16 protein-coding genes are annotated in these 18,928 nt (G+C 59.6%); 10 read left to right on the forward strand and 6 right to left on the reverse strand.

Annotated elements, in window-relative coordinates; all coding sequences use genetic code 11:
* The first annotated feature begins 9 nt into the window (after positions 1–9).
* On the forward strand, positions 10–627 hold the full coding sequence (locus MnOB_RS12260) for an SCO family protein (protein ID WP_077524501.1): 618 nt from the start codon (positions 10–12) through the stop codon (positions 625–627).
* Positions 628–804: 177 nt separating this feature from the next.
* Here the strand turns inward: MnOB_RS12260 and MnOB_RS12265 are convergent, their stop codons facing one another.
* The 3 genes from MnOB_RS12265 to pdxR all read right to left on the reverse strand — a co-directional run bounded on the left by MnOB_RS12265 (position 805) and on the right by pdxR (position 4,801).
* The gene (locus MnOB_RS12265) at positions 805–2,064 is read right to left on the reverse strand and encodes an MFS transporter (RefSeq protein ID WP_077524502.1); all 1,260 of its coding nucleotides are present in this window, start codon (positions 2,062–2,064) and stop codon (positions 805–807) included.
* Between the two features lie 51 nt (positions 2,065–2,115).
* Positions 2,116–3,183 carry a sugar phosphate isomerase/epimerase family protein gene (locus MnOB_RS12270; RefSeq protein WP_371579471.1) on the reverse strand — a complete coding sequence of 356 codons (1,068 nt, stop codon included), beginning with the start codon at positions 3,181–3,183 and terminating at the stop codon, positions 2,116–2,118.
* Between the two features lie 121 nt (positions 3,184–3,304).
* Complete coding sequence (gene pdxR / locus MnOB_RS12275) at positions 3,305–4,801, reverse strand: MocR-like pyridoxine biosynthesis transcription factor PdxR (protein ID WP_077524503.1); 1,497 nt, start codon at positions 4,799–4,801, stop codon at positions 3,305–3,307.
* Between the two features lie 238 nt (positions 4,802–5,039).
* Here pdxR and MnOB_RS12280 point away from each other — a divergent pair, with 238 nt between their 5' ends.
* Positions 5,040–5,573, forward strand: coding sequence for an REP-associated tyrosine transposase (locus MnOB_RS12280; RefSeq protein WP_077524504.1), 534 nt, complete (start codon positions 5,040–5,042; stop codon positions 5,571–5,573).
* Between the two features lie 180 nt (positions 5,574–5,753).
* Here MnOB_RS12280 and rlmE read toward each other — a convergent pair whose 3' ends face one another.
* Complete coding sequence (rlmE, locus tag MnOB_RS12285) at positions 5,754–6,374, reverse strand: 23S rRNA (uridine(2552)-2'-O)-methyltransferase RlmE (protein WP_077524505.1); 621 nt, start codon at positions 6,372–6,374, stop codon at positions 5,754–5,756.
* 216 nt (positions 6,375–6,590) lie between these two features.
* Here rlmE and MnOB_RS12290 point away from each other — a divergent pair, with 216 nt between their 5' ends.
* The 4 genes from MnOB_RS12290 to MnOB_RS12305 all read left to right on the forward strand — a co-directional run bounded on the left by MnOB_RS12290 (position 6,591) and on the right by MnOB_RS12305 (position 11,077).
* On the forward strand, positions 6,591–8,228 hold the full coding sequence (locus MnOB_RS12290; protein ID WP_077524506.1) for an NAD(P)/FAD-dependent oxidoreductase: 1,638 nt from the start codon (positions 6,591–6,593) through the stop codon (positions 8,226–8,228).
* An 11-nt stretch (positions 8,229–8,239) separates the two neighbouring features.
* Positions 8,240–8,971, forward strand: coding sequence for a TrmH family RNA methyltransferase (locus MnOB_RS12295; protein ID WP_077524507.1), 732 nt, complete (start codon positions 8,240–8,242; stop codon positions 8,969–8,971).
* A 52-nt stretch (positions 8,972–9,023) separates the two neighbouring features.
* A complete protein-coding gene (locus tag MnOB_RS12300; RefSeq protein WP_077524508.1) occupies positions 9,024–9,767 on the forward strand; it encodes a class I SAM-dependent DNA methyltransferase in 744 nt (247 codons plus the stop codon).
* A gap of 281 nt (positions 9,768–10,048) precedes the next feature.
* The gene (locus tag MnOB_RS12305) at positions 10,049–11,077 is read left to right on the forward strand and encodes an AraC family transcriptional regulator (RefSeq protein ID WP_077524509.1); all 1,029 of its coding nucleotides are present in this window, start codon (positions 10,049–10,051) and stop codon (positions 11,075–11,077) included.
* Positions 11,078–11,157: 80 nt separating this feature from the next.
* Here MnOB_RS12305 and MnOB_RS12310 read toward each other — a convergent pair whose 3' ends face one another.
* Together MnOB_RS12310 and acmB are read right to left on the reverse strand one after the other, a co-directional pair.
* On the reverse strand, positions 11,158–12,081 hold the full coding sequence (locus tag MnOB_RS12310) for a transporter (RefSeq protein WP_077524510.1): 924 nt from the start codon (positions 12,079–12,081) through the stop codon (positions 11,158–11,160).
* A gap of 107 nt (positions 12,082–12,188) precedes the next feature.
* Positions 12,189–13,373 carry a methyl acetate hydrolase AcmB gene (gene acmB, locus MnOB_RS12315; RefSeq protein WP_077524511.1) on the reverse strand — a complete coding sequence of 395 codons (1,185 nt, stop codon included), beginning with the start codon at positions 13,371–13,373 and terminating at the stop codon, positions 12,189–12,191.
* A 652-nt stretch (positions 13,374–14,025) separates the two neighbouring features.
* Here acmB and MnOB_RS12320 point away from each other — a divergent pair.
* The 4 genes from MnOB_RS12320 (at position 14,026) to MnOB_RS12335 (ending at position 18,804) form a co-directional block, all read left to right on the forward strand.
* Complete coding sequence (locus MnOB_RS12320; RefSeq protein ID WP_158713805.1) at positions 14,026–15,462, forward strand: APC family permease; 1,437 nt, start codon at positions 14,026–14,028, stop codon at positions 15,460–15,462.
* A complete protein-coding gene (locus MnOB_RS12325; RefSeq protein ID WP_077524513.1) occupies positions 15,423–16,514 on the forward strand; it encodes a helix-turn-helix transcriptional regulator in 1,092 nt (363 codons plus the stop codon). The genes MnOB_RS12320 and MnOB_RS12325 overlap by 40 nt, the downstream gene beginning before the upstream one ends.
* Positions 16,515–16,682: 168 nt before the next feature.
* Positions 16,683–17,900 (forward strand): M24 family metallopeptidase, encoded by a 1,218-nt coding sequence (locus MnOB_RS12330; RefSeq protein ID WP_077524514.1) that lies wholly within the window; start codon positions 16,683–16,685, stop codon positions 17,898–17,900.
* Between the two features lie 64 nt (positions 17,901–17,964).
* Positions 17,965–18,804 carry a carbon-nitrogen hydrolase family protein gene (locus MnOB_RS12335; RefSeq protein ID WP_077524515.1) on the forward strand — a complete coding sequence of 280 codons (840 nt, stop codon included), beginning with the start codon at positions 17,965–17,967 and terminating at the stop codon, positions 18,802–18,804.
* Positions 18,805–18,928: the final 124 nt, after the last annotated feature.

The raw sequence follows: 18,928 nt of genomic DNA on the forward strand, positions 1-18,928 counted from the left end.
GGAGGTCTCATGAACACACGCAGAGATTTGATGCTTGGTATGGGGACCGTCGCGCTGGGGCTCTATGCCTTGCACAGCATCCTGAACCTGCCGCGCCCGACGGACGCCGGCACGACCGGCGAGCAACGCATTCCCAATACGCCGCTGTACACGCACGAGGGCAAAGCGGTCAGGTTCTACGACGACCTGGTGCGTGGCAAGGTGGTCGCCATCAACATGATGTATGCCAGTTGTACCGGGATTTGCCCGACCGCCACGGCGAATCTCAAGCAGGTACAGCAGCTTCTGGGCGACCGTGTGGGACGCGACGTCTTTATGTACTCGATCAGCCTGCAACCCTTGCTGGATAGTCCGCAGGTTCTCAAGGCCTATGTCGAACAGCACCACATCGGACATGGCTGGCAGTTCCTGACAGGTCGGCCTGAAGATGTCGAGCAATTGCGCTTTGCCCTTGGCTTCTACGACCCTGATCCACTGGTCGACGCGGACAAAGCCAATCACACAGGTTTGCTGCGCATCGGAAGCGATCCGGATCAGCGCTGGACCACGGCGGCTGCCCTGGCATCGCCCAAACAGATCTGGCGCACGATCAATCATGTGGATCGAACGGGCTTGCGGGCGGCATAGGGCGATGGCGTATAAAAGGGGGGCCACGATAACCCGTGGTTCCTCCCTCCGAGTGGTTGATTGACCCGCTAGAGACGGGAGAAGCAATGTCGCGATTCGTCTTGAATCGGGCCAATCGACGTCTTCTCAACTGCAGCTAAAGCCGGCCATCCGGCCGGCTTTTGCAGGGTGTAGCTATCAAGCCAGGGATTCACCGGAAGTCGCGGCGACGCGTTTGCTCACTGAGCGTTGCAGCAGGCTGGAAACCATGAAACCGATTACAGCCAGCACGCTCATCAGCGTGAACACGTAGGTGTAGCCCTGTTCGCCCGGATAGTTGTCGAGCAGTGCGCCGTAGATGATGTAGGCGAACATGCCGGGCGCGTAGCCGATCAGGCAGCCGATGCCGAAGGCCGAGCCGCTGATCCGCGAGGGAATGCCCACTTCGCTCATTGGCGCCCAGAACACGCCGCGCATGGTGAATACCACCAGGGCGAAGGACAGCGTGGCGGCCATGCCGGCATAGATGTAGCTCGCACCATGGGGGATGCTGAAGATCACGGCCATCAGCGGCAGCAGCGCGAGGAAGGCCCACTTCAGGTAGCGGCTCGGACTCTTCAGCCCTTTGTCGGCGATGAAGCCGCCAGCCGGGCCACCCAGCACCTTGAGGAAGTACTGGTTGATGATGCCGTAGGCGCCGACCAGGGCCACCGGCAGCTCGTACATGTCCTTCAGGTAGGGGATGAAGTAGGTCAGGCCGCAGTAGACGATGTAGACCATGAACACGTTCAGGCTCACCAGCCAGATGCCTGGCATACGCACCGCTTCCATCAGGCCGGCGAAGCCGATGGGGTCGCGGTTACCGTTCGCCTGGCGTGCGTCTCTGAGTAGGAACAGCGTAAGCAGGCCGACGCCGATATCGATGCCCGAATAAAACAGGATGGCGGCCTTCAACCCGGCGGCGCCGGAGCCGAGGGCGACGAAAACCCCCAGGGCGGAGAAGGCCACGAGTGTGTCCACCACGCCACGGCCACCTTCGAGGAAGCCGAACATGCGTCCCTGTTCACCGTCGTCGCCGAGGTTGCGGATGGCCTTGAGCAGGGACGGCCAGAAGATGCAGTCGGCGCACACGGCCAGCAGGGCGAAGACGATCAGCAGCTGGCTGTAGCCGGGGAAACTGGCCAGGTACAGGCCCAGGGCACCGGTGCCGATCAGGCCTAGGGGGATCAGCTTGCGCGTCTCGAAACGGTCAGCGAGGAAGCCGCCGACTACGAACAGCGCGGTGGCGATGATGGCGTTTGCACTGAGCAGGGTGCCGATTTCGGTATGGGTCAGCCCCATGTGCTCCTGCATCGGGATGTAGAAGGCGTCCTTGAGGTTGGCCAGCTTGTAGATGGTTCCGCCGCCGAGGACGAGGACCAGGAAACGGAGCCATTTGGCTTTGTTCTGTGCTGTCATTGTTGTTCTCCACAGCTTCCAGAGTTGTCGAAGGGCCGATTGAGCGGCCGGTCAGATGCGTTCTGCGTCGGCCAGCGTCAGTTCGGCCAGCAGGCGCAGTTCCGCCAGCAGGCCGCGCATGTAGCGCACCTGGTTGTTGGCCCAGCGGTGTTCGTCGGCGAGCATGCGTTCGAGGCTGAAGCCCGGTGGCAGCAGCGTCTCGCTCATTTCGCGGTAGGGAATGAAGGGATCGGCGTCTTCGCCGGTCTGCCGGAAGGCGGGCGCGATGTAGTGGTTCTCCTGCTCGAGGATGAACGCCACCACCTGCGGAGTGGTTTCGCCCAACAGCAGCAGTTCCAGCAGCATGCGCGCGCCAGGCAATTGGTCGTCGGCCCCGCCCTGGAGCACGCCGTAGTGGCCGAAACCGTTCTGCTCGGGCACCACGCGCACGCCCTTGAGGTGCACCTGACGAATGTAGGGCGCGAGATGGGCCAGTGCCGGTAGCGGTTGCTCGCAGGCATTGATCATGTTGCCGAAGTCGAACAGGGCATTCAGGCGTGGGTGACCAACCCGGCGAAGCAGGCTGGCGATCTCGTCGCTCTTGAGTTCCTCGTGCTGCTCGAAATCGAAGTTGAGGTCGTGCTCGTCGGCCAGCCGCGCCAGTCGTTGCAGGTCGTCTTCGATCAGGTCCATCACGCGCGAGAGGTGGCCCTCATAACGGGAGTAGACGCGGATATTGCGGCTGCCGATGGCCCGGGCCACGGCCACCGCCTGATCGACGTCCTCGGGCAGGGTGCTGCTGATCTCCACGTGCACGTCCAGTTCCAGCGCGCGGGCCTTGTCGGCGAAGGCGGCCAGGCGTTCGGCGGACATGCGTGAAAGGCTGTTGTGCTCGCCGTCCAGCAGGTGCAGCGAGAGGCCGTCGAGCTCATGCCGGTAGGCGAAATCGAGCATGTCCTCGGGGGTGACACGCCCCTGGGTGAGGTTGGTCAGCAGCGGATAGCCGTGGGCGAACAGGCGCATGCTGTCCAGGCGTTCCAGCAGGCGGCGGGCAAGGTCGGTAGTCAGAGGCGGGGGCGCACTCTCCGCCCCGGCGTTATGGCTTAGCAGGGCGGCGAATCGGGCTTGTATAGCGTTCATTATTGTCATTCCTGATAGCGACGCCGGGGTGGCCGGCAGTGCTTTTATCGCTCCGGAATGGCGCTATACCTATAGCCACTATTGTTCGGTTTAAATAGCCATTTTGAGCGCAGGCCCGCGCTCAAATCCGTACGCCAAGGGCACTCAGACCCCGCGCGAACTCCTGCACACGCTGTTCGGCCTGCGTTTCCGGCATGGCGGCGAAACCTAGCAGTAGCCCCGGCGGCATCTGGTGGCGGATGCAGTAGTCGCGCAAGGCGTAGGTGTAGACCTGATGGTCGGCGAGCGAGCGGGCGAGGGCGGCGTCATCCGTCGCTTCGGGCAGCCAGCCGATGAGGTGCAGTCCTGCTTCCACGGCATTCACCGTCAGGAAACCGCCCAGGTGGCGCTGCAATACCTCTACCAGACACGCCTGGCGCGCCTGGTAGAGATTGCGCATGCGGCGTATGTGGCCCAGGAAGTGACCGTCCAGCATGAAGTCGGCGGTGGTGGCCTGGTGCAGCGTGGAGGGGCTGCGGTCCATGACGGCCCGAATGGCACAGAAGGGTTCCACCAGGTCCTCCGGGAGGATCACGTACCCCAGGCGCAGGGACGGATACAGCACCTTGCTGAAGGTGCCTACGTGGATGACCTTGTCCCACTGGTCCATGGCGTATAGCGCTGGCTGCGGGCGACCGACATAGCGGAACTCGCTGTCGCAGTCGTCCTCGATGATCCATCCCTGGTAGCGCCCGGCCCAGTCGATCAGTTCCTGGCGCCGCGCGTAGCTCATGGTGGTGCCCAACGGGTGCTGGCGCGCGGGGGTGGTAAAGGCCAATCGCGCCTCCGGGCATTCACGCAAACCCTGCTGCACGTCCAGGCCCTGGTCGTCGATGGGCAAGGGCACCAGTTGACAGCCCTGCGCCTGGAAGGCGATGCGCGCGGCGATATGGCCGGGGTCCTCCATCCACACACTGTCACCCGGATTGAGCAGAAGCATGCCGAGGAGGTTGAACGCTTGCTGGGCGCCGGACGTGATGACCACCTGGTCTGCGCTGCACTCGATGCCGCGTGCGTCAGCGACATACTCGACGATGGCCTCGCGCAGACGCAGCAAACCCTTCAGTTCGCCGTACCCCAGTTCAGCCTTGCCCGGTTTGCGCAGGTGGCGGTTTATCAGGCGCTTCCACGCCGGCATTGGAAAGGCATCGTAGGCCGGGTGGCTGGGCAGGAAGGAGGTCGGGCAATCCGGCGCCCAGGCGCTGTAGGACATGCCGCTGAAAAGGTCACTGCGCAGGGAATGCACGGCCTGGCTCATGCTCGACAGGCGGGGTGGTTTGCGCGGTTTATCGGCCGCGGCCTTGCGTCCCTCCCACTCGTTGCCGACATAGGAGCCCGCCCCCGTACGCGACGCCAGGAAGCCCTCGGAGGTCAACTGGTCAAAGGCATTGAGCAAGGTGATGCGCGACAGCCCCAGCTCCTTGCACAGGGTTCGCGTCGAGGGCAGGCGCGTGCCGCCGGGCAGACGTCCGGAGAGGATCTGCTTGCGTACCTGCAGATAGAGCTGACGGTAGAGGGGAACAGGGCTGGAACGGTCCAGTTCGATGCCAGTCAGCAACATACCGCCGGGGGTCTTCATCGAGGGCCGCCTTGTGTCGGGAGGTGCGTTGGAAACCAGCATATTGTCATTCTTGAGTGGCGAGCCGGTAGGGCGATGGCCTGGCGCTGGGAATGGTGATGGGTTTCGCTGCGCTCTACGCCATCCTACGGGTGCATGGGAGGGATCGGACACCGCGGCTTGAGCGCGACGTGAATCCCCGTTTGTAGGATGGGTAGAGCCTGCGAAACCCATCATCTACAGGCAAGGAAGCCTCGCCATGACCAACTACCGTCGCGACCACACCCCGGGCGCCACCTGGTTCTTCACCCTCAACGTGGCTGACCGTAACAGCCATTTACTCACCGAACATATCAACCTGCTCCGTTTCAGTTTCCGTGAATGCATGAAGCGCCATCCCTGGCGCATCGACGCTATCGTGATCCTTCCAGATCATCTCCATGCACTCTGCAGCCTCCCCTCAGGTGATTCGAACTACGCGCTACGTTGGCGCCAGATCAAAAGCAGCTTTTCCCGCGCAATACCGGCGAGCGAATCACTTTCGGCTAGCCGACGAAACAAAGGCGAACGCGGCATCTGGCAACGGCGCTTCTGGGAACACCGCATTCGCGATGATGACGACTTCGCCCGGCATGTGGATTACATCCACCACAACCCGCGCAAGCATGGGCATGTGGAGCGGGTGGCCGATTGGCCGTGGTCGTCGTTTCACCGGTATGTGAAGGCGGGAATCTTGCCGGCGGATTGGGCGGGGGATGGAGGAGACATAGAACAGGGTGCAGGGGAACGCTGATGGGTTTCGCAAGCTCTACCCATCCTACGAGTCGTTGCTCCCGTATGGGCTCCCCAACTCGTCCTGAACTGGCTGGCTAGCGGCGTAGGATGGCGTAGAGCGAAGCGAAACCCATCAAACAAAAAAGCCCCGGCGATTGCCGGGGCTTTTCTGTTTCAACTCACTCAGGCCGCAGGCGGCTTATCCCTTGAAGCCTTTACCCACCAGATAGACCTCCCGCGACCGCGGCCGCGACGCCTCTGGCTTGCGTATAACCACCTTCTCGAACGAGGTGCGGACGTCCTTCAGGAACTCGTCGGAGCCTTCGCCCTGGAAAACCTTGACCACGTAGTTCCCATTGGGCTTGAGCACCTGCCGGACCATGTCGAGCGTGAGTTCGACCAGGTACATCGAGGAGGCCTGGTCGGCGGCAGCGACGCCGCTGATATTGGGGGCAATGTCGGAGACGATGAGGTCGGGCTTCCGGCCGTCCAGCTTGTCGAGAATCTGCTGGAACACGGCATCGTCGGTGAAGTCGCCCTGAATGAAGTCGACGTTATCCAGACCGTCCATCGGCAGGATGTCGGTGGCCAGAACCCGTCCCTTTTCGCCCACCAGACCTGCGGCGACCTGCGACCAGCCACCGGGGGCGGAGCCGAGGTCCATGACCAGCATGCCGGGGCGAATCAGCTTGTCCTTCTCGTTCAGCTCAACCAGCTTGTAGCTGGAGCGGGAGCGCAGGCCATCCTTCTGGGCCTGTTTGACGTAAGGATCATTGACGTGTTCATCCAGCCAGCGACGGCTGCTTTTGGAGCGTTTCATGATAGAGCGAGCCACGGAAAATCAATGTGAGGAGCGGACCCATGGAGGGGGCAGGGGGACGCTTTCGGGCGCAAAAAGGCGGCGATTATAAGCCGATAGACACCCGGCAGGTTAAATTTGCCGGGCCTGACAGGGCGGGTGGTGGAGGGTACAATTCGCGCCTTACTCCCCCCTCTGTTGCTTCCTTTGCCGGAGTCACCGGCCAGGATTACCGCCATGATTCGCATCAACGAACTGTCTCTGCCCCTCGATCACTCCGCCGATGAACTGCGCACGGCCATCGTCAAACGCCTGAATATCAGCGACGCCGATCTGCTGAATTTCACCGTGTTCAAGCGCAGCTACGATGCCCGCAAGAAAAACAGCGTCATTCTGTTCATCTACATCATCGATCTGGAGGCTCGCGACGAGGCGGCGATCCTGGCGCGCTTCGCCGATGACCAAAACGTACGGCCGGCCCCGGACACCAACTATTACCCAGTTGGACAAGCGCCAGCCGATTTGAGCGAGAGGCCGCTGGTCGTGGGCTTTGGTCCCTGCGGATTGTTCGCAGCGTTGTTGCTCGCGCAGATGGGGTTCAAACCCATCGTGCTGGAGCGCGGCAAGGATGTCCGCAGCCGTACCAAGGACACCTGGGCCCTGTGGCGGAAGAAGGTCCTGACGCCGGAATCCAACGTGCAGTTCGGCGAGGGTGGTGCGGGTCTGTTCTCGGACGGCAAGCTCTACAGCCAGATCAAGGACCCCAAGTTCTACGCCCGCAAGGTGATGCACGAGTTCGTCCGCGCTGGTGCGCCGGACGAGATCATGTACGTCAGCAAACCGCATATCGGCACCTTCCGTCTCACCGGCGTGGTTTCCGCCATGCGCGAGGAGATCATTGCCCTCGGCGGCGAGGTGCGCTTTGAAAGCAAGGTCACCGATTTGCTGATCGATGATGGCCAGCTCGTTGGCGTGGTGCTGGCGAACGGCGAAACCATCCGCAGTCGCCATGTGGTGTTGGCGCTGGGCCACAGCTCCCGCGACACCTTCCGCATGCTGCAACGGCAGGGTGTGTTCATCGAGGCCAAGCCCTTTGCCGTCGGTTTCCGCATCGAGCATCCGCAAGGCCTGATCGACCAGGCCCGTCTGGGCAAATATGCCGGCCATCCCGAGCTCGGCGCTGCCGACTACAAGCTGGTGCATCACGCCAAGAACGGTCGCGCCGTCTACAGCTTCTGCATGTGCCCCGGCGGTACTGTGGTGGCGGCCACTTCCGAGCCGGGTCGAGTCGTTACCAACGGCATGAGCCAGTACTCCCGCAATGAACGCAATGCGAATGCCGGCATCGTCGTCGGCATCAACCCCGAGCAGGATTTCCCGGGTGACGCGCTGGCTGGCGTGGAATTGCAGGAGCGCCTGGAATCCCGCGCCTATGAACTGGGTGGCAACGACTACTGTGCGCCCGCGCAGTTGGTTGGCGACTTCATTCGCGGCGTGCCGTCGACCGAATTTGGTGAGGTGGAACCGTCCTACAAACCCGGTGTGCGCCTCGGCGATCTCGCGCCTTCGCTGCCGGATTACGTGATCGAGGCGATCCGCGAGGCGCTGCCGGCATTTGGCAAGCAGATTCGCGGTTTCGATCGCGATGATGCGGTGCTCACCGGTATCGAAACCCGCACATCCTCCCCGGTGCGCATCACTCGCGACAACGAGACATTGCAGAGCCTCAATCTGCGCGGCCTGTATCCGGCCGGTGAGGGCGCCGGTTATGCCGGTGGCATTCTGTCGGCAGGCGTGGATGGCATCAAAGTCGCCGAGGCGGTGGCCAAATCGCTGCTGTCCGAACTGAACAAGACCGAAGCGCAGTCTCACTGAGCGCCAGATCGATGAAACTCGACGACATCAAGAAACTTCACCAGAAAAAGTACCGTGCCGAGTTCGGGCATTTTCTGGTGGAGGGCGAGCACCTGCTGCTGGAGCTGCAAAAAGCGGCCCTGCACAATCCGCTGCTCCAGCGCAGTCAGCTGTATGTGACCGGCGCCTACGAGCACTGGCAAAGTCCGTTTGAAACCCATGTGATCAATGATCGCCAAATGGCGCAGATGGCCGACACCAAGACACCGCAGGGCATCATTGCAGTGGTGCCCATGCCGGCTACAGGCACGTCGGCTTCGGCCCTCGCCAAGAACGAGCGCGCCATCTACCTGCATGAAATTCAGGACCCGGGCAATCTCGGCACCATCCTGCGTACCTTGGCGTGGTTCGGTCATTTTCGCTGCCTGCTCAGCCCCGGCAGCGTTGATCCGTACAACCCCAAAGTCGTGCGCTCCAGCATGGGTGCCATCTTTCATGCGCCCATGGAACTGGATGTGGAATTGGATTCCCTGGGCGGGCGCTTCGAGCGCATCGCCTGTCTGGATATGACTGGCGACCGCGTGCAATCCGCTGGCTTCAAGAGCTTCGATTGTTATCTGTTCGGCAACGAAGCCCGTGGTGTGCCCCGCGAGCAACTGATCGCGCTCAACGCCCAGCCTTTCACGATTTCCGGCTGCGGCGCCATCGAATCGCTGAACCTGGCCACAACGGTCAATATGTGCGCGTACGAGTTGAACAGATAGCGGAGCAGGGCGCCGTGCCCAGCGAAACCTCCCTCGAACCTTCTGGCTGCTTATGTCCTCCAACGCGCTGTACACCGACCTGTCCTCCTACTACGACCTGATGTGCGCCGACATCGATTACCGCGCGCAGAGCCACAGCGTGCGTCGGCTGCACCAACTGTTCGGTAATCAGGGGAACAGGCACCTGGACCTCGCCTGTGGCACCGGGCCGCACGTGCGCCATTTCCTCGACTTCGGCTACCGCAGCGCCGGCCTGGACATCAACCAGCCCATGCTGGATCTCGCCCAGTTGCGCTGCCCCGAGGCACAGTTCAGTCGGCAGGACATGGCGGACTTCCGCGTGGACGAGCCGCTGGACCTGATCACCTGCTTCCTCTACTCGATCCACTACAACGCCGGGCTGGAGCAGCTGCGGGCGTGCCTGGCCAGCGTGCACGGCGCGCTCGCGGATGACGGCGTGTTCTGCTTCAACACGGTGGACAAGCGGCAGATCGACAACCGCTCGTTCGTGCGCCATTCCGTGGAGCACGAGGACAGCCACTTCACCTTCGGCTCCGGTTGGTACTACAGCGGCGAGGGCGAACGACAGGCGTTGCGCCTCAGCATCGAGAAGACCTCGGCAGGGGTGACCCAGGTCTGGGAGGACGAACACGCCATGGTCGCGCTGAGTTTCTCTGAGCTTGAGCAACTGTTGCAGCCGCACTTCGAGGTGCACATCTTCGAGCATGACTACGAACGGATCACGCCCTGGGACGGCGCCTCCGGGAATGCATTGTTCGTCTGCGTGAAGCGCTGAGGGCTTGCCGACGATTTCTTGATCGTCGGCAAGATTGTCACGCAGGAGCAGCTGCAAGCTGGCCAATCAGGCTCGGTGTTGTTCGCATTCTCTTGACCAGCCAATTGCAGCGGCGCTGACCGTTTAAAGCCAAGTTCCCGATTTGTGGAACCTGAATTCGTAGCTTGCCGAAAATGGTACGTCGCGCCTTTAAAAAACTTTACGAAGGAGCGCAGACACCGGATTATCTCAAGTCAGCGAGCGCATCAACCTCACCTAAAAAAACAAAAACAGGTGTCTCTATGCTACTCGAGCATGCGTTGTTAGCCGATGTCAGCGGCAAGCCGATACGCCAGCATCACAAGATTTATTCAACCGATTGGGATGAAATTAGCGACTGGTCGGATCGCGTTTACATGCCCTATCGTGCGCTTCCAGTCGGGCATGCCATCAAGCCGCAGGCAAGTATGCATTCGTCCAGAATTGGCGAATTGACGTTGACTCGTTTCGGCTATGGAGTCGCGGTTAACGTCGATGACTTCTCACCCGAAGCGGGGAACGCGCTGCTGCTCACGACCATTCGCGGCAATGCACGGCACTGGACGCAGCGTTCCGTCACTCAAGATACGGCAATAGGTGAATCCTTCATTGCCGATTGCAGTCGTGTCGATTACCGGGTCGACCTCGACCCGGATCACCTGCAACTGAATCTGACCATTCCTCATGTGGTTTTGGAGCGCCTGGCGCAGCAGTGGCTTGGGTTCGTGCCCGATGATCAGTTCTGGAGATATAAGTGCACCATCGGCGGAGTGGGTTCGAGCTGGCTAAGTCTGCTGAAGTACGCGGTTCGTTGTGTTGCCGAGAATCCCGAGCACATGGCTGAAGGACGCATTGGCGCCCACTTGGAGCAAAGTCTTTGCTTTCATTTGCTGCACGAGTGGACTGGCCGCGCCGCGCAAGCTGGGCTTGATGTGAATAACCCAATGAACCGGATTGCACCCCGTTATGTCAGGGCGGCAGAAGAGTTCATGAGAGCCAATGCCGCGAGCCTCCCGACAATTGGAGAAGTTGCCAGTGCGGTTGGGACCAGTGTGCGGGCCTTGAGTGGCGCCTTCACGCGTTTTCGCGGTATGACGCCCGGCGCATTCATGCGCGAGCAGCGGTTGCAGGGAGTGCGCCGCGATTTATTGGCGACAGATCCGGAGTCGGGAGCGACAGTTTCGGCCATTGCCTTTCGGTGGGGATATCTGAACCTGGGTGAATTTGCGGGCGTCTATCGCAAGCGTTTCGGTGAGTTACCTTCCCAAACCTTGCAGCGGCGATTGCGCTAGCATCCTGACGCAGGAAAAGGCACCGAGAGTGGCGTCAAAACCCACTCCCGGTGCCCAGGAACCCCATCATTTTCTGCGGGTTAGAACACCCACAGCAGCCGTAGGTTAACCCGCTGCTTTTCCTTGAAGCCGTTGTCGACCGATACGTCCTGACCGTAATTGAGCAGGGTCTGGAAAGTTGGGGTCATCCAGTATGAGGCCCCAACACGGTACTTGCTGGTGTTGGGTTCATCGTTCTGATCCTGCCCATCAATGCGCGTCTCACCGCCCCAGAGTTGAGATGCACCGACATGCACCGACAGCTTTGGGGTTACGGCGTATCTCAGGTAAGTCTGGGCTTGCCACAGTGGCTTTTGGCGCAATGTCAGGCCTTGACTCGTGAAGTCGTCATTTTTGCGAAACAGGGTCACATCCGCGGTGAGGTCCAGGGACAGTTTTTCAGTGAGACCTGTCGCATAGCCGGTCTGCAACGTTAACTTCCAACGGTTTTCGCCCAGGTTGAGTACATCGTTTCGGTCATAGTTGCCGGTCGGCACGAAGAGGTAGGGCGCAATGCCCCAGTAACGTCTCTTCGCCGGATCATTCTCGAGCCACAGGGTGGACGCCAGAATCAAATCACCCACGCCACTGGTTTGTCCCAGCGAGTCGTTATCGCGTGCTCCTTCCAGACGACCGAAGGGCAACAGGAACTGCGTATTGATCGTGTAGTCACCCAACTGCTGGTAATGCGCGGCGCGCAGTATGCCGATATCCGAGTCGAGCCCCGCCTTTATCCCGATCTTGTGACCATCGCTGTAAAGCGACCGCCTCTGTGCATGCTGAAGGTAAAGCAAACCGATACTGCTGCCGGCTGGAAGCGCAGCCGTGTATTCACCGGCGTCCACATCGATAGCCTGGGCGTTACCCGCCAGAACTGCCAGTACAAGACCGGTACCGATCTTTGACGTGCCAAGTGCGCAAACTATGGGACGAACGCGCACAGGAGGGCATATGGAGATCTCCATGAGTCACCTATTTTGTTTTTGTTGGTTTTCAGAGAGGGGGCAGTTTTCTTGCGCCATTGCCTGGAACCCCTGGCGGGGCTCAGACCTGAATCGAATCAGTTACTGGCTTATCTGGTGAGATAGCGGTAAGCCGTCGTTTCGAACTCCAGATAAGAGTTGGTCGAAACGGGGTCTACGAACGGCAATATCTGGGTGGCCCAAAAACCACCGATGCCGTTTTTGCGGTCGATCCAATAGAAGAGATTGGCTAATCCGGCCCACGCCAAAGAGCCCGCAGGGCGACCGGTAGGTGCGTCTTGTTCATTGACCATGAAACTCAACGCCCACGACTTAGGCATGCCCGGGAAGAACTCAGCGGTTTTGGAAAGGTTGGGGATGACGCCGGGAAGGGCTTTGATTTTCAGACTTTCCAGACCGTTCATTTCAGCGAAACGAATCGTTTCTGGCTTGAGAATTCGTCCGTGATCACCCTGCCCATCGTTTAGCCAGGCGCGGATAAACTGACAATAATCCTTCACCGTCGAATACAGGCCATGGCCTCCCATGTGTACTTCGGGGTCCTGTGGGAGGATTAGATCTTCGAGTACGGTCAGCGATCCGTCCTCTTCACGCTGGTGCATGCCAGCCCGCCGCTGGAGCATCGACTGGGTCATGGTAAAAGCGGTATCGGTCATGCCCAGTGGCTCGAAGATGCGCTGCTGCATGACTTCGCCCAGACGTTTGCCGGTGATGGCTTCTACCACCAGGCCGGCCCAATCTATGTTGGAGCCGTACTCCCACTGTTCACCTGGCTCAAACAACAAGGGTGTTTTGAGCGCGGCCAACGACCCGCTGATGATGCTGGGTTGTCCTTGTTCCTGGGATAGCCTCTTGTAGTTTTCGTTGAAGAACTCATAACCCAAGCCTGCCGTATGAAGCAGAAGCATTCGGGTAGTAATTTGTTTTCTGGGGGGGCGAAGCCGGGGGGTGCCGTCGCTATCAAATCCCTCGAGTACCTTCAGTTCGTCGATGATCGGCACATAGTCCCTGGCAGGCGCATCGAGATCCAGGAGACCTTCCTCGACCAACTGAAGCACCGCTGTGGCGGTTATCGCTTTGGTCGTGGAAAACATGGCGAAAACACTGTCGGTCGTCATTGCTCCAGCTTGACCGAGCGTTCGTTGGCCTGAAGCACCTTCATAGACCAGGCCGTCGCGCCCGACTACTGCTGCGACTACACCTGGGACGCGCTGTTGACCAGCCGTGGCGGCATCGAGCAAGTGATTGAGTGCTGATGTGAAATCTGGGCTCATTTTCTTATTCTCCTTACATCCGCCCATAGTCAGCTCGGCTAGAGCTTATGGCGCGGTGCGCAGTGGCAGGACTGACTGGCCCGACGTAAAGCGATGAGCGTCGGGGCCAGTGGAGAGTAAGAAAATCGAATCGGAGCTTCTGTCGGCTGCCGGCAGGGGGTGTCGGAATCAGGCAGTTATTTAAGTACCGCAGCGGCAGGAGATGTGTGATCAATTGGGCACACAGCGAGTGGAGCGGTCGAAACTTGGTTTGCTCCTTCTCTGCCCGTTGGCTTAATCGTTAGTGTTCGCTCTCGTCGATTTCTGCCGGCTTCTGCTGCCCATTTTGGAGCGGGCTCTGCCCGCTTCGATCGATTGAGAGGGGTCGAAGCGTTCGCTCTGATCCGCTTTCGATCCAACCTCGACGGATGTCCATCTAACGCATCTCTAACAGCAATAGTGCATCGCGGCACTATTGTGAGGCCGTGTCCCCCCTTCGATGATGAACCCCAAGCCAGGAGGCGCACGGGTTCGCGGAAGCCTGGCCGGATGGCCCCATTCCACGTCGTTCGATAACCGTGCTCCTTCCTGGCTTCCTCCTTTTCAGGAGTCGGGGCTTTTGATCCTGCCCAGCTCGAAAAGACAAGAACAATTTCACAACAGGATTGAAGTTATGGTCGCGCTCAACAGCAACTATCCAGACGTTCATCAGGACGACACATTGAAGCGGGATCTCAGCCTGTCTTCGACTTTCTCCCTGGCCTTCGCCTTCATTTCACCCATCGTTGCGCTGTACTCCATTTTCGGACTAGGAATAGCGGAAATCGGTCCAGCGTTCTGGTGGGGACTGATCATCGCCATGGCGGGGCAGCTCCTCGTAGCCCTATCGTTCGCGATGCTCGTTTCGCGTTTTCCCTATGAGGGCAGTATCTACCAGTGGTCCAAACATCTACTGGGACACAAATACGGCTGGTTCGCGGGTTGGACCTATATCTGCACATTGCCGATCACGATGGCTGCTGTTGCCCTCGGTGGCGCGGATTTCCTCGCTCAGTTGCTGGGCCTTGACCCAGACGCCAAGGTTGTCGGTGTTTCACTCGCCTTGGGCCTGATCGCGTTTGCGACCTGGGGAAATACGCAAGGTCGCAAGATATTCGCCACCATCGTCTGGCTGTGCATCGCCGCCGAGATCATCGGGTCCGTCGGGGTGGGCATCCTGTTGCTGACCAAGTTCCAGATAAATCCGCTTTCGATTGTCTTGCCCTCCGCCGATATGTTCACCGGCGACGGGAGCCTTGATGGGATTTTCAGTTCCAAAGCAGCATTAGCGATCGCTTACTGCGGGTGGGCTTTTCTGGGGTTCGAAAGTGCAGGTGCTGTGGCGGAGGAGGTGCGGCGGCCGGAGCGGGCGGTACCGAAAGCAATGCTGCTCTGCCTGCTTTCCGTTGGGGGTATCGTCGCGTTCTCGGCGCTGTCGCTGATTCTGGCGCTGCCGACGCTCGACATTCCTGTGGGCTCCGATCCAGTCGCAGACATCCTTGTCCATCATTTCGGACCTATGGCCTATAAGGGGATGTTGGTGTTGTTCGTGATCGGCTTTCTCGCCTGCATGCTGGGCATCCAGGCCTCAGTATCCCGAGTTATCTGGGCCTTCGCACGCGACCGTAGCCTGCCATGCCACAAGTGGCTGAGCAGACTCAGCGAAGGTGATTCATTGCCCACGAATGCAATCGTTCTCACCGGAGTCTTGGCGTCGCTTCTGTTCCTACTGTCCTTTACCAATATCTATTCGCTGCTGTTGAGTTTCACCATCTCCGGCTTTTACATCGCCTTCGCATTCCCCCTTGTTGCAGCCTGTCATTCGGCGCTGCGCGGAGACTGGGTCAACGGCCCATTCAATTTGGGACGGTTCAGCATCCCTCTACTGTTCACCGCCACGATCTGGACACTGTTGGAGGCCATCAACATCTCCTGGCCCAGATCCCCACAGCTGCCTTGGTACGAGAATTGGGCTGTACCCTTGATGGTCGGGGTTTTGTCCATAATCGGACTGCTAATCTACAAAAGCGTATGCGCCGCCAGGCAACCCAATGGCTTGGGAGTCGCATAGGGCTCGAGAATCAAGGTGCGGAGATAACCCTGGCTAACCCCTCGTTACCTAATACCTTCGAACGAATCGCGGCGCTGATAGCAGCGATTGGCACGAACCAGTTCTACGATCGAGTGCTGGCTCTGCTGGTTGCCTTGGTCGATTACGAGCGGCGGCTGGTCGTCAAGTACAGCCGCTTCTCTGCGCCCGAGTTCCTGGTCAACGAATCGATGGACGAGGATTCCACGCGCAATTACCTCGGCTGGCTCTATCGCCTCGATCCCCTGCTGCGTCTGGTCAGCGAAGGCAACGTGCCGACAGTCACGACCTTTGCGCAGATGCGCAGCGAGGATCATTCGAACGCTTTCTACGACGAAATCTTCAAGTCGGGAAAAATCTTCGACGAACTGGTTTTGTTCCTGGAGGCGCCCGGCGGGGCCTATATCGCATTCTGTTTTGACCATGACTCCCGATTGGCCACCCTCGAAGAAATCGCGGCATTTCGCGCGATCGAACCTGTGGTGGCGGAGGCCCATCGACTGCATGTGCAAAATGCGATTGTCGGTGGCCTGGAATCCATCTACGGCGACCGTCGCGTTGGCGTACTGGTGACGGACGCAGAGGGGCAGGCGATTTACCGGAACAGCGCCTGGGAAACGTCTGTCCCTGATGACCAATGCGACGAATTGATCCAGTTGGCGTTCTCTGGCGGGGAACGCGAGCCGAGTAACTGGCACGAACATGTATTGCATTGGGAGCATCTGGACCTCGATGTCGCGCAGGTCAGATCCAGTCGAATCCTGTTTCTTGAAAGCCACGCACCGGGCTATTTGAAAACCGACATAGAAACGGCATTGGCTGCCTTCTGCAGCCACTACCGGCTAAGCCATCGTGAACGCCAGATCGTCGAGAAGACGATGCTTGGATATCCCACCAGTCTCATTGCAGAGAAGCTCGAGCTCAGCGCCGGGACCATCAAAAACTACAAGCAACGGCTCTATCTGAAGCTCGATATCACCTCGGAACGGGAAATCTTCTCGCTCTTCATGAGCCACCTGCTCGGACTGATCTGACGTTCGATTCTTGTGCTGACGCGTGCCTTAGCAGGTAACGCCGGCGGGGCAATAGTGCTGATCGGCATTATGGGCAGCTACCCACACCTGGTGGAGCATGGACCTCAATGGCCACGAATCGAACTCGGCTATTGATCAGTCTGACCCAATACAAGAAAGGTGAACACGATGACAATCGAACGCATGAATTATCCCGACGGCTACTTTCCGGAGGATGAATATCTGGCCCGCTGGGAAAAAGTTCACGCTGAAATGCGCTTGCGCCAGTACGACATTGCCATCGTCTGGGGTAAGACTGCCGGGCACTACGAGCGCGCGATGGAAACGCTGTGGTTGACCAACTTCTGGTCTGAGCACTCTGGGCAGGAGCCGGATTCGCCGATCTGGAATGCGCGAGGTTTCTGCTGTGTCATTCTGGAACCAGGCAAAGCCCCGGAGCTGCACGGCGATGTGGCCGAGGTTCGGCGTAGCCTCGTGCGCTGTGGCGACTACCACTTCAGCGATGACCCCATCAGCAGCGTCGCCCGCTCGCTCGCAGCTCGTAAGCCGCAAGGCCCAGTGGCCTTCGTTGGAACCGATTGCTTGCCGGTCAAGTACGCCAAGCAACTGGAGGCCGCCACCCCCGGTATCAGGTACGCCTACGACGACAACCTGATCCGCCGCTGCCGTCGCATCAAAAGCCCGCGTGAACTCGATCTGTTCCGCGAGGCCGGTGAAATGGTTTCCAGCGCCCTCTATCGGGTATGCGACAGCCTCTATGCGGGTAAGACCTGTGCCGAGGCGGCAGCCGAGGGTGCCTATGAATTAACCCGGCGCGGCGGTGGCTGGCTGCGCATTCCGATCAACTACGGAACCGACGACGATAGCCGCTTCTTCGAGCGGGACCCGATGTATGGCTACTCGCAGCAGGCCCCGCAGAAGGGCGACATGTTGCGCACCTGGATCTACGGACCGACGCATCAAGGCTACTGGCTCGATCCCGGCCGCTCCCTGGTATGTGGCGGTAAACCGACGAATGCACAGAAGAGTCTTCTGATCGACTCCTATTCCATCACGGACGCCGTTCTCAAGTCCGCAAGGCATGGTGTACGTGTGCTCGATGTGGTGGCGGAGGCGGAGCGGGTGCAACGCTCGGTCGCAGACGAACACGATCTGGCGAGCAACCAGTGGCCTTACTTCGGGCACGGCAATGGCTCCATGTGGGAACACCCGATCATCAATCGCGATTCGGTGACGCCGGATGACTACTTCGAGGAAGGAATGGTGGCTTCCGGTGAGTCCTTCATGACGCGATCCGGAGTCGGAAGCGTTGGCTGGGAACAGAACTTCATCGTCACACGCGATGGCATCGAACTGCTGACGACGACTCCGGTGTTCTGGTTCTGATCGAATAAAGCGCGGCGTACCCGTTGGCGCGCCGCGTCTCCAGTCAATGACAGGAAGAATTGAAATGAATGTTCTGTTGGCGCAGATGCCGATCGTCGATGCGGACGTCGGGCGTAACCTGGAAGCGATGCTGGAAATCATCGAGAGCGCGGGAGGCACTGCGGATCTGATCGTGTTCCCCGAAACCACGCTCTGCGGATTTCCTGACAAGACCGAAATCGGCGATGTCGCCATGACTGTAAACTCACAGCCTATCCAACTGCTCAAGGCAGCCGCCCACCGGTGGAGAGTGGCCTTGGCATTCGGCTTTGCCGAGCAGGATGGGGGCGCTTTCTACAACACTGCAGTGCTGCTGGATCGAGAGGGCCGCATTGCCTTGCGCTACCGCAAAAGCCATCTTTGGCCGCACACGGACCGCGGAGTGTTTGCAGCAGGCGATGCCTTCTTCGTGAGCGAAATCGCTGGTGTGAGGGTCGGGCTTATTGTCTGTTATGACGTGGAGTTCCCGGAAACCAGTCGCGCCCTTGCGCGCTTGGGGGCGCAACTGATCTTGGTGCTGGATGGCAACATGTCTCCGTATGGACCCGTGCATCGGCGTGCCGTGACTGCCCGTGCCATGGAGAACCAATGTTTCGCAGTCCTGGTCAATCGGGTAGGTACCGGCCGTGAATTGGAGTTCGCCGGTGAGAGTCTTGCGGTCGATCCGTATGGAGAGATCATCGACGAAGTCGAGGGTACGGCTCCGCTGTTGATTACGCTCGACCTGTCTGCGGTGGAGGCCAGCCGGAAGGACTATCACTATCTTCAGGACGCGCGATTACCCATGGCGGAAGTAAGCGAGTCTGTCTCTGTCGATGGCGTGGCGAATCGTATGTTGAAGATCGGAGCTGTACACCTCTGCTAAGTACCGGGCTCCCATATGTGTCCCGTTCTATCGGTTCCCACCGGTAGCATTGGGGCGAAAGCAGCCTGGCCTGAGTGGCTGCTTCTGGCCCAGGCCGTGTAAAAATGCAGCGGGTGATGGATAG

The sequence above is a fragment of the Metapseudomonas resinovorans genome, from assembly GCF_002003485.1.
Taxonomy (GTDB): Bacteria; Pseudomonadota; Gammaproteobacteria; order Pseudomonadales; family Pseudomonadaceae; genus Metapseudomonas; species Metapseudomonas resinovorans_D.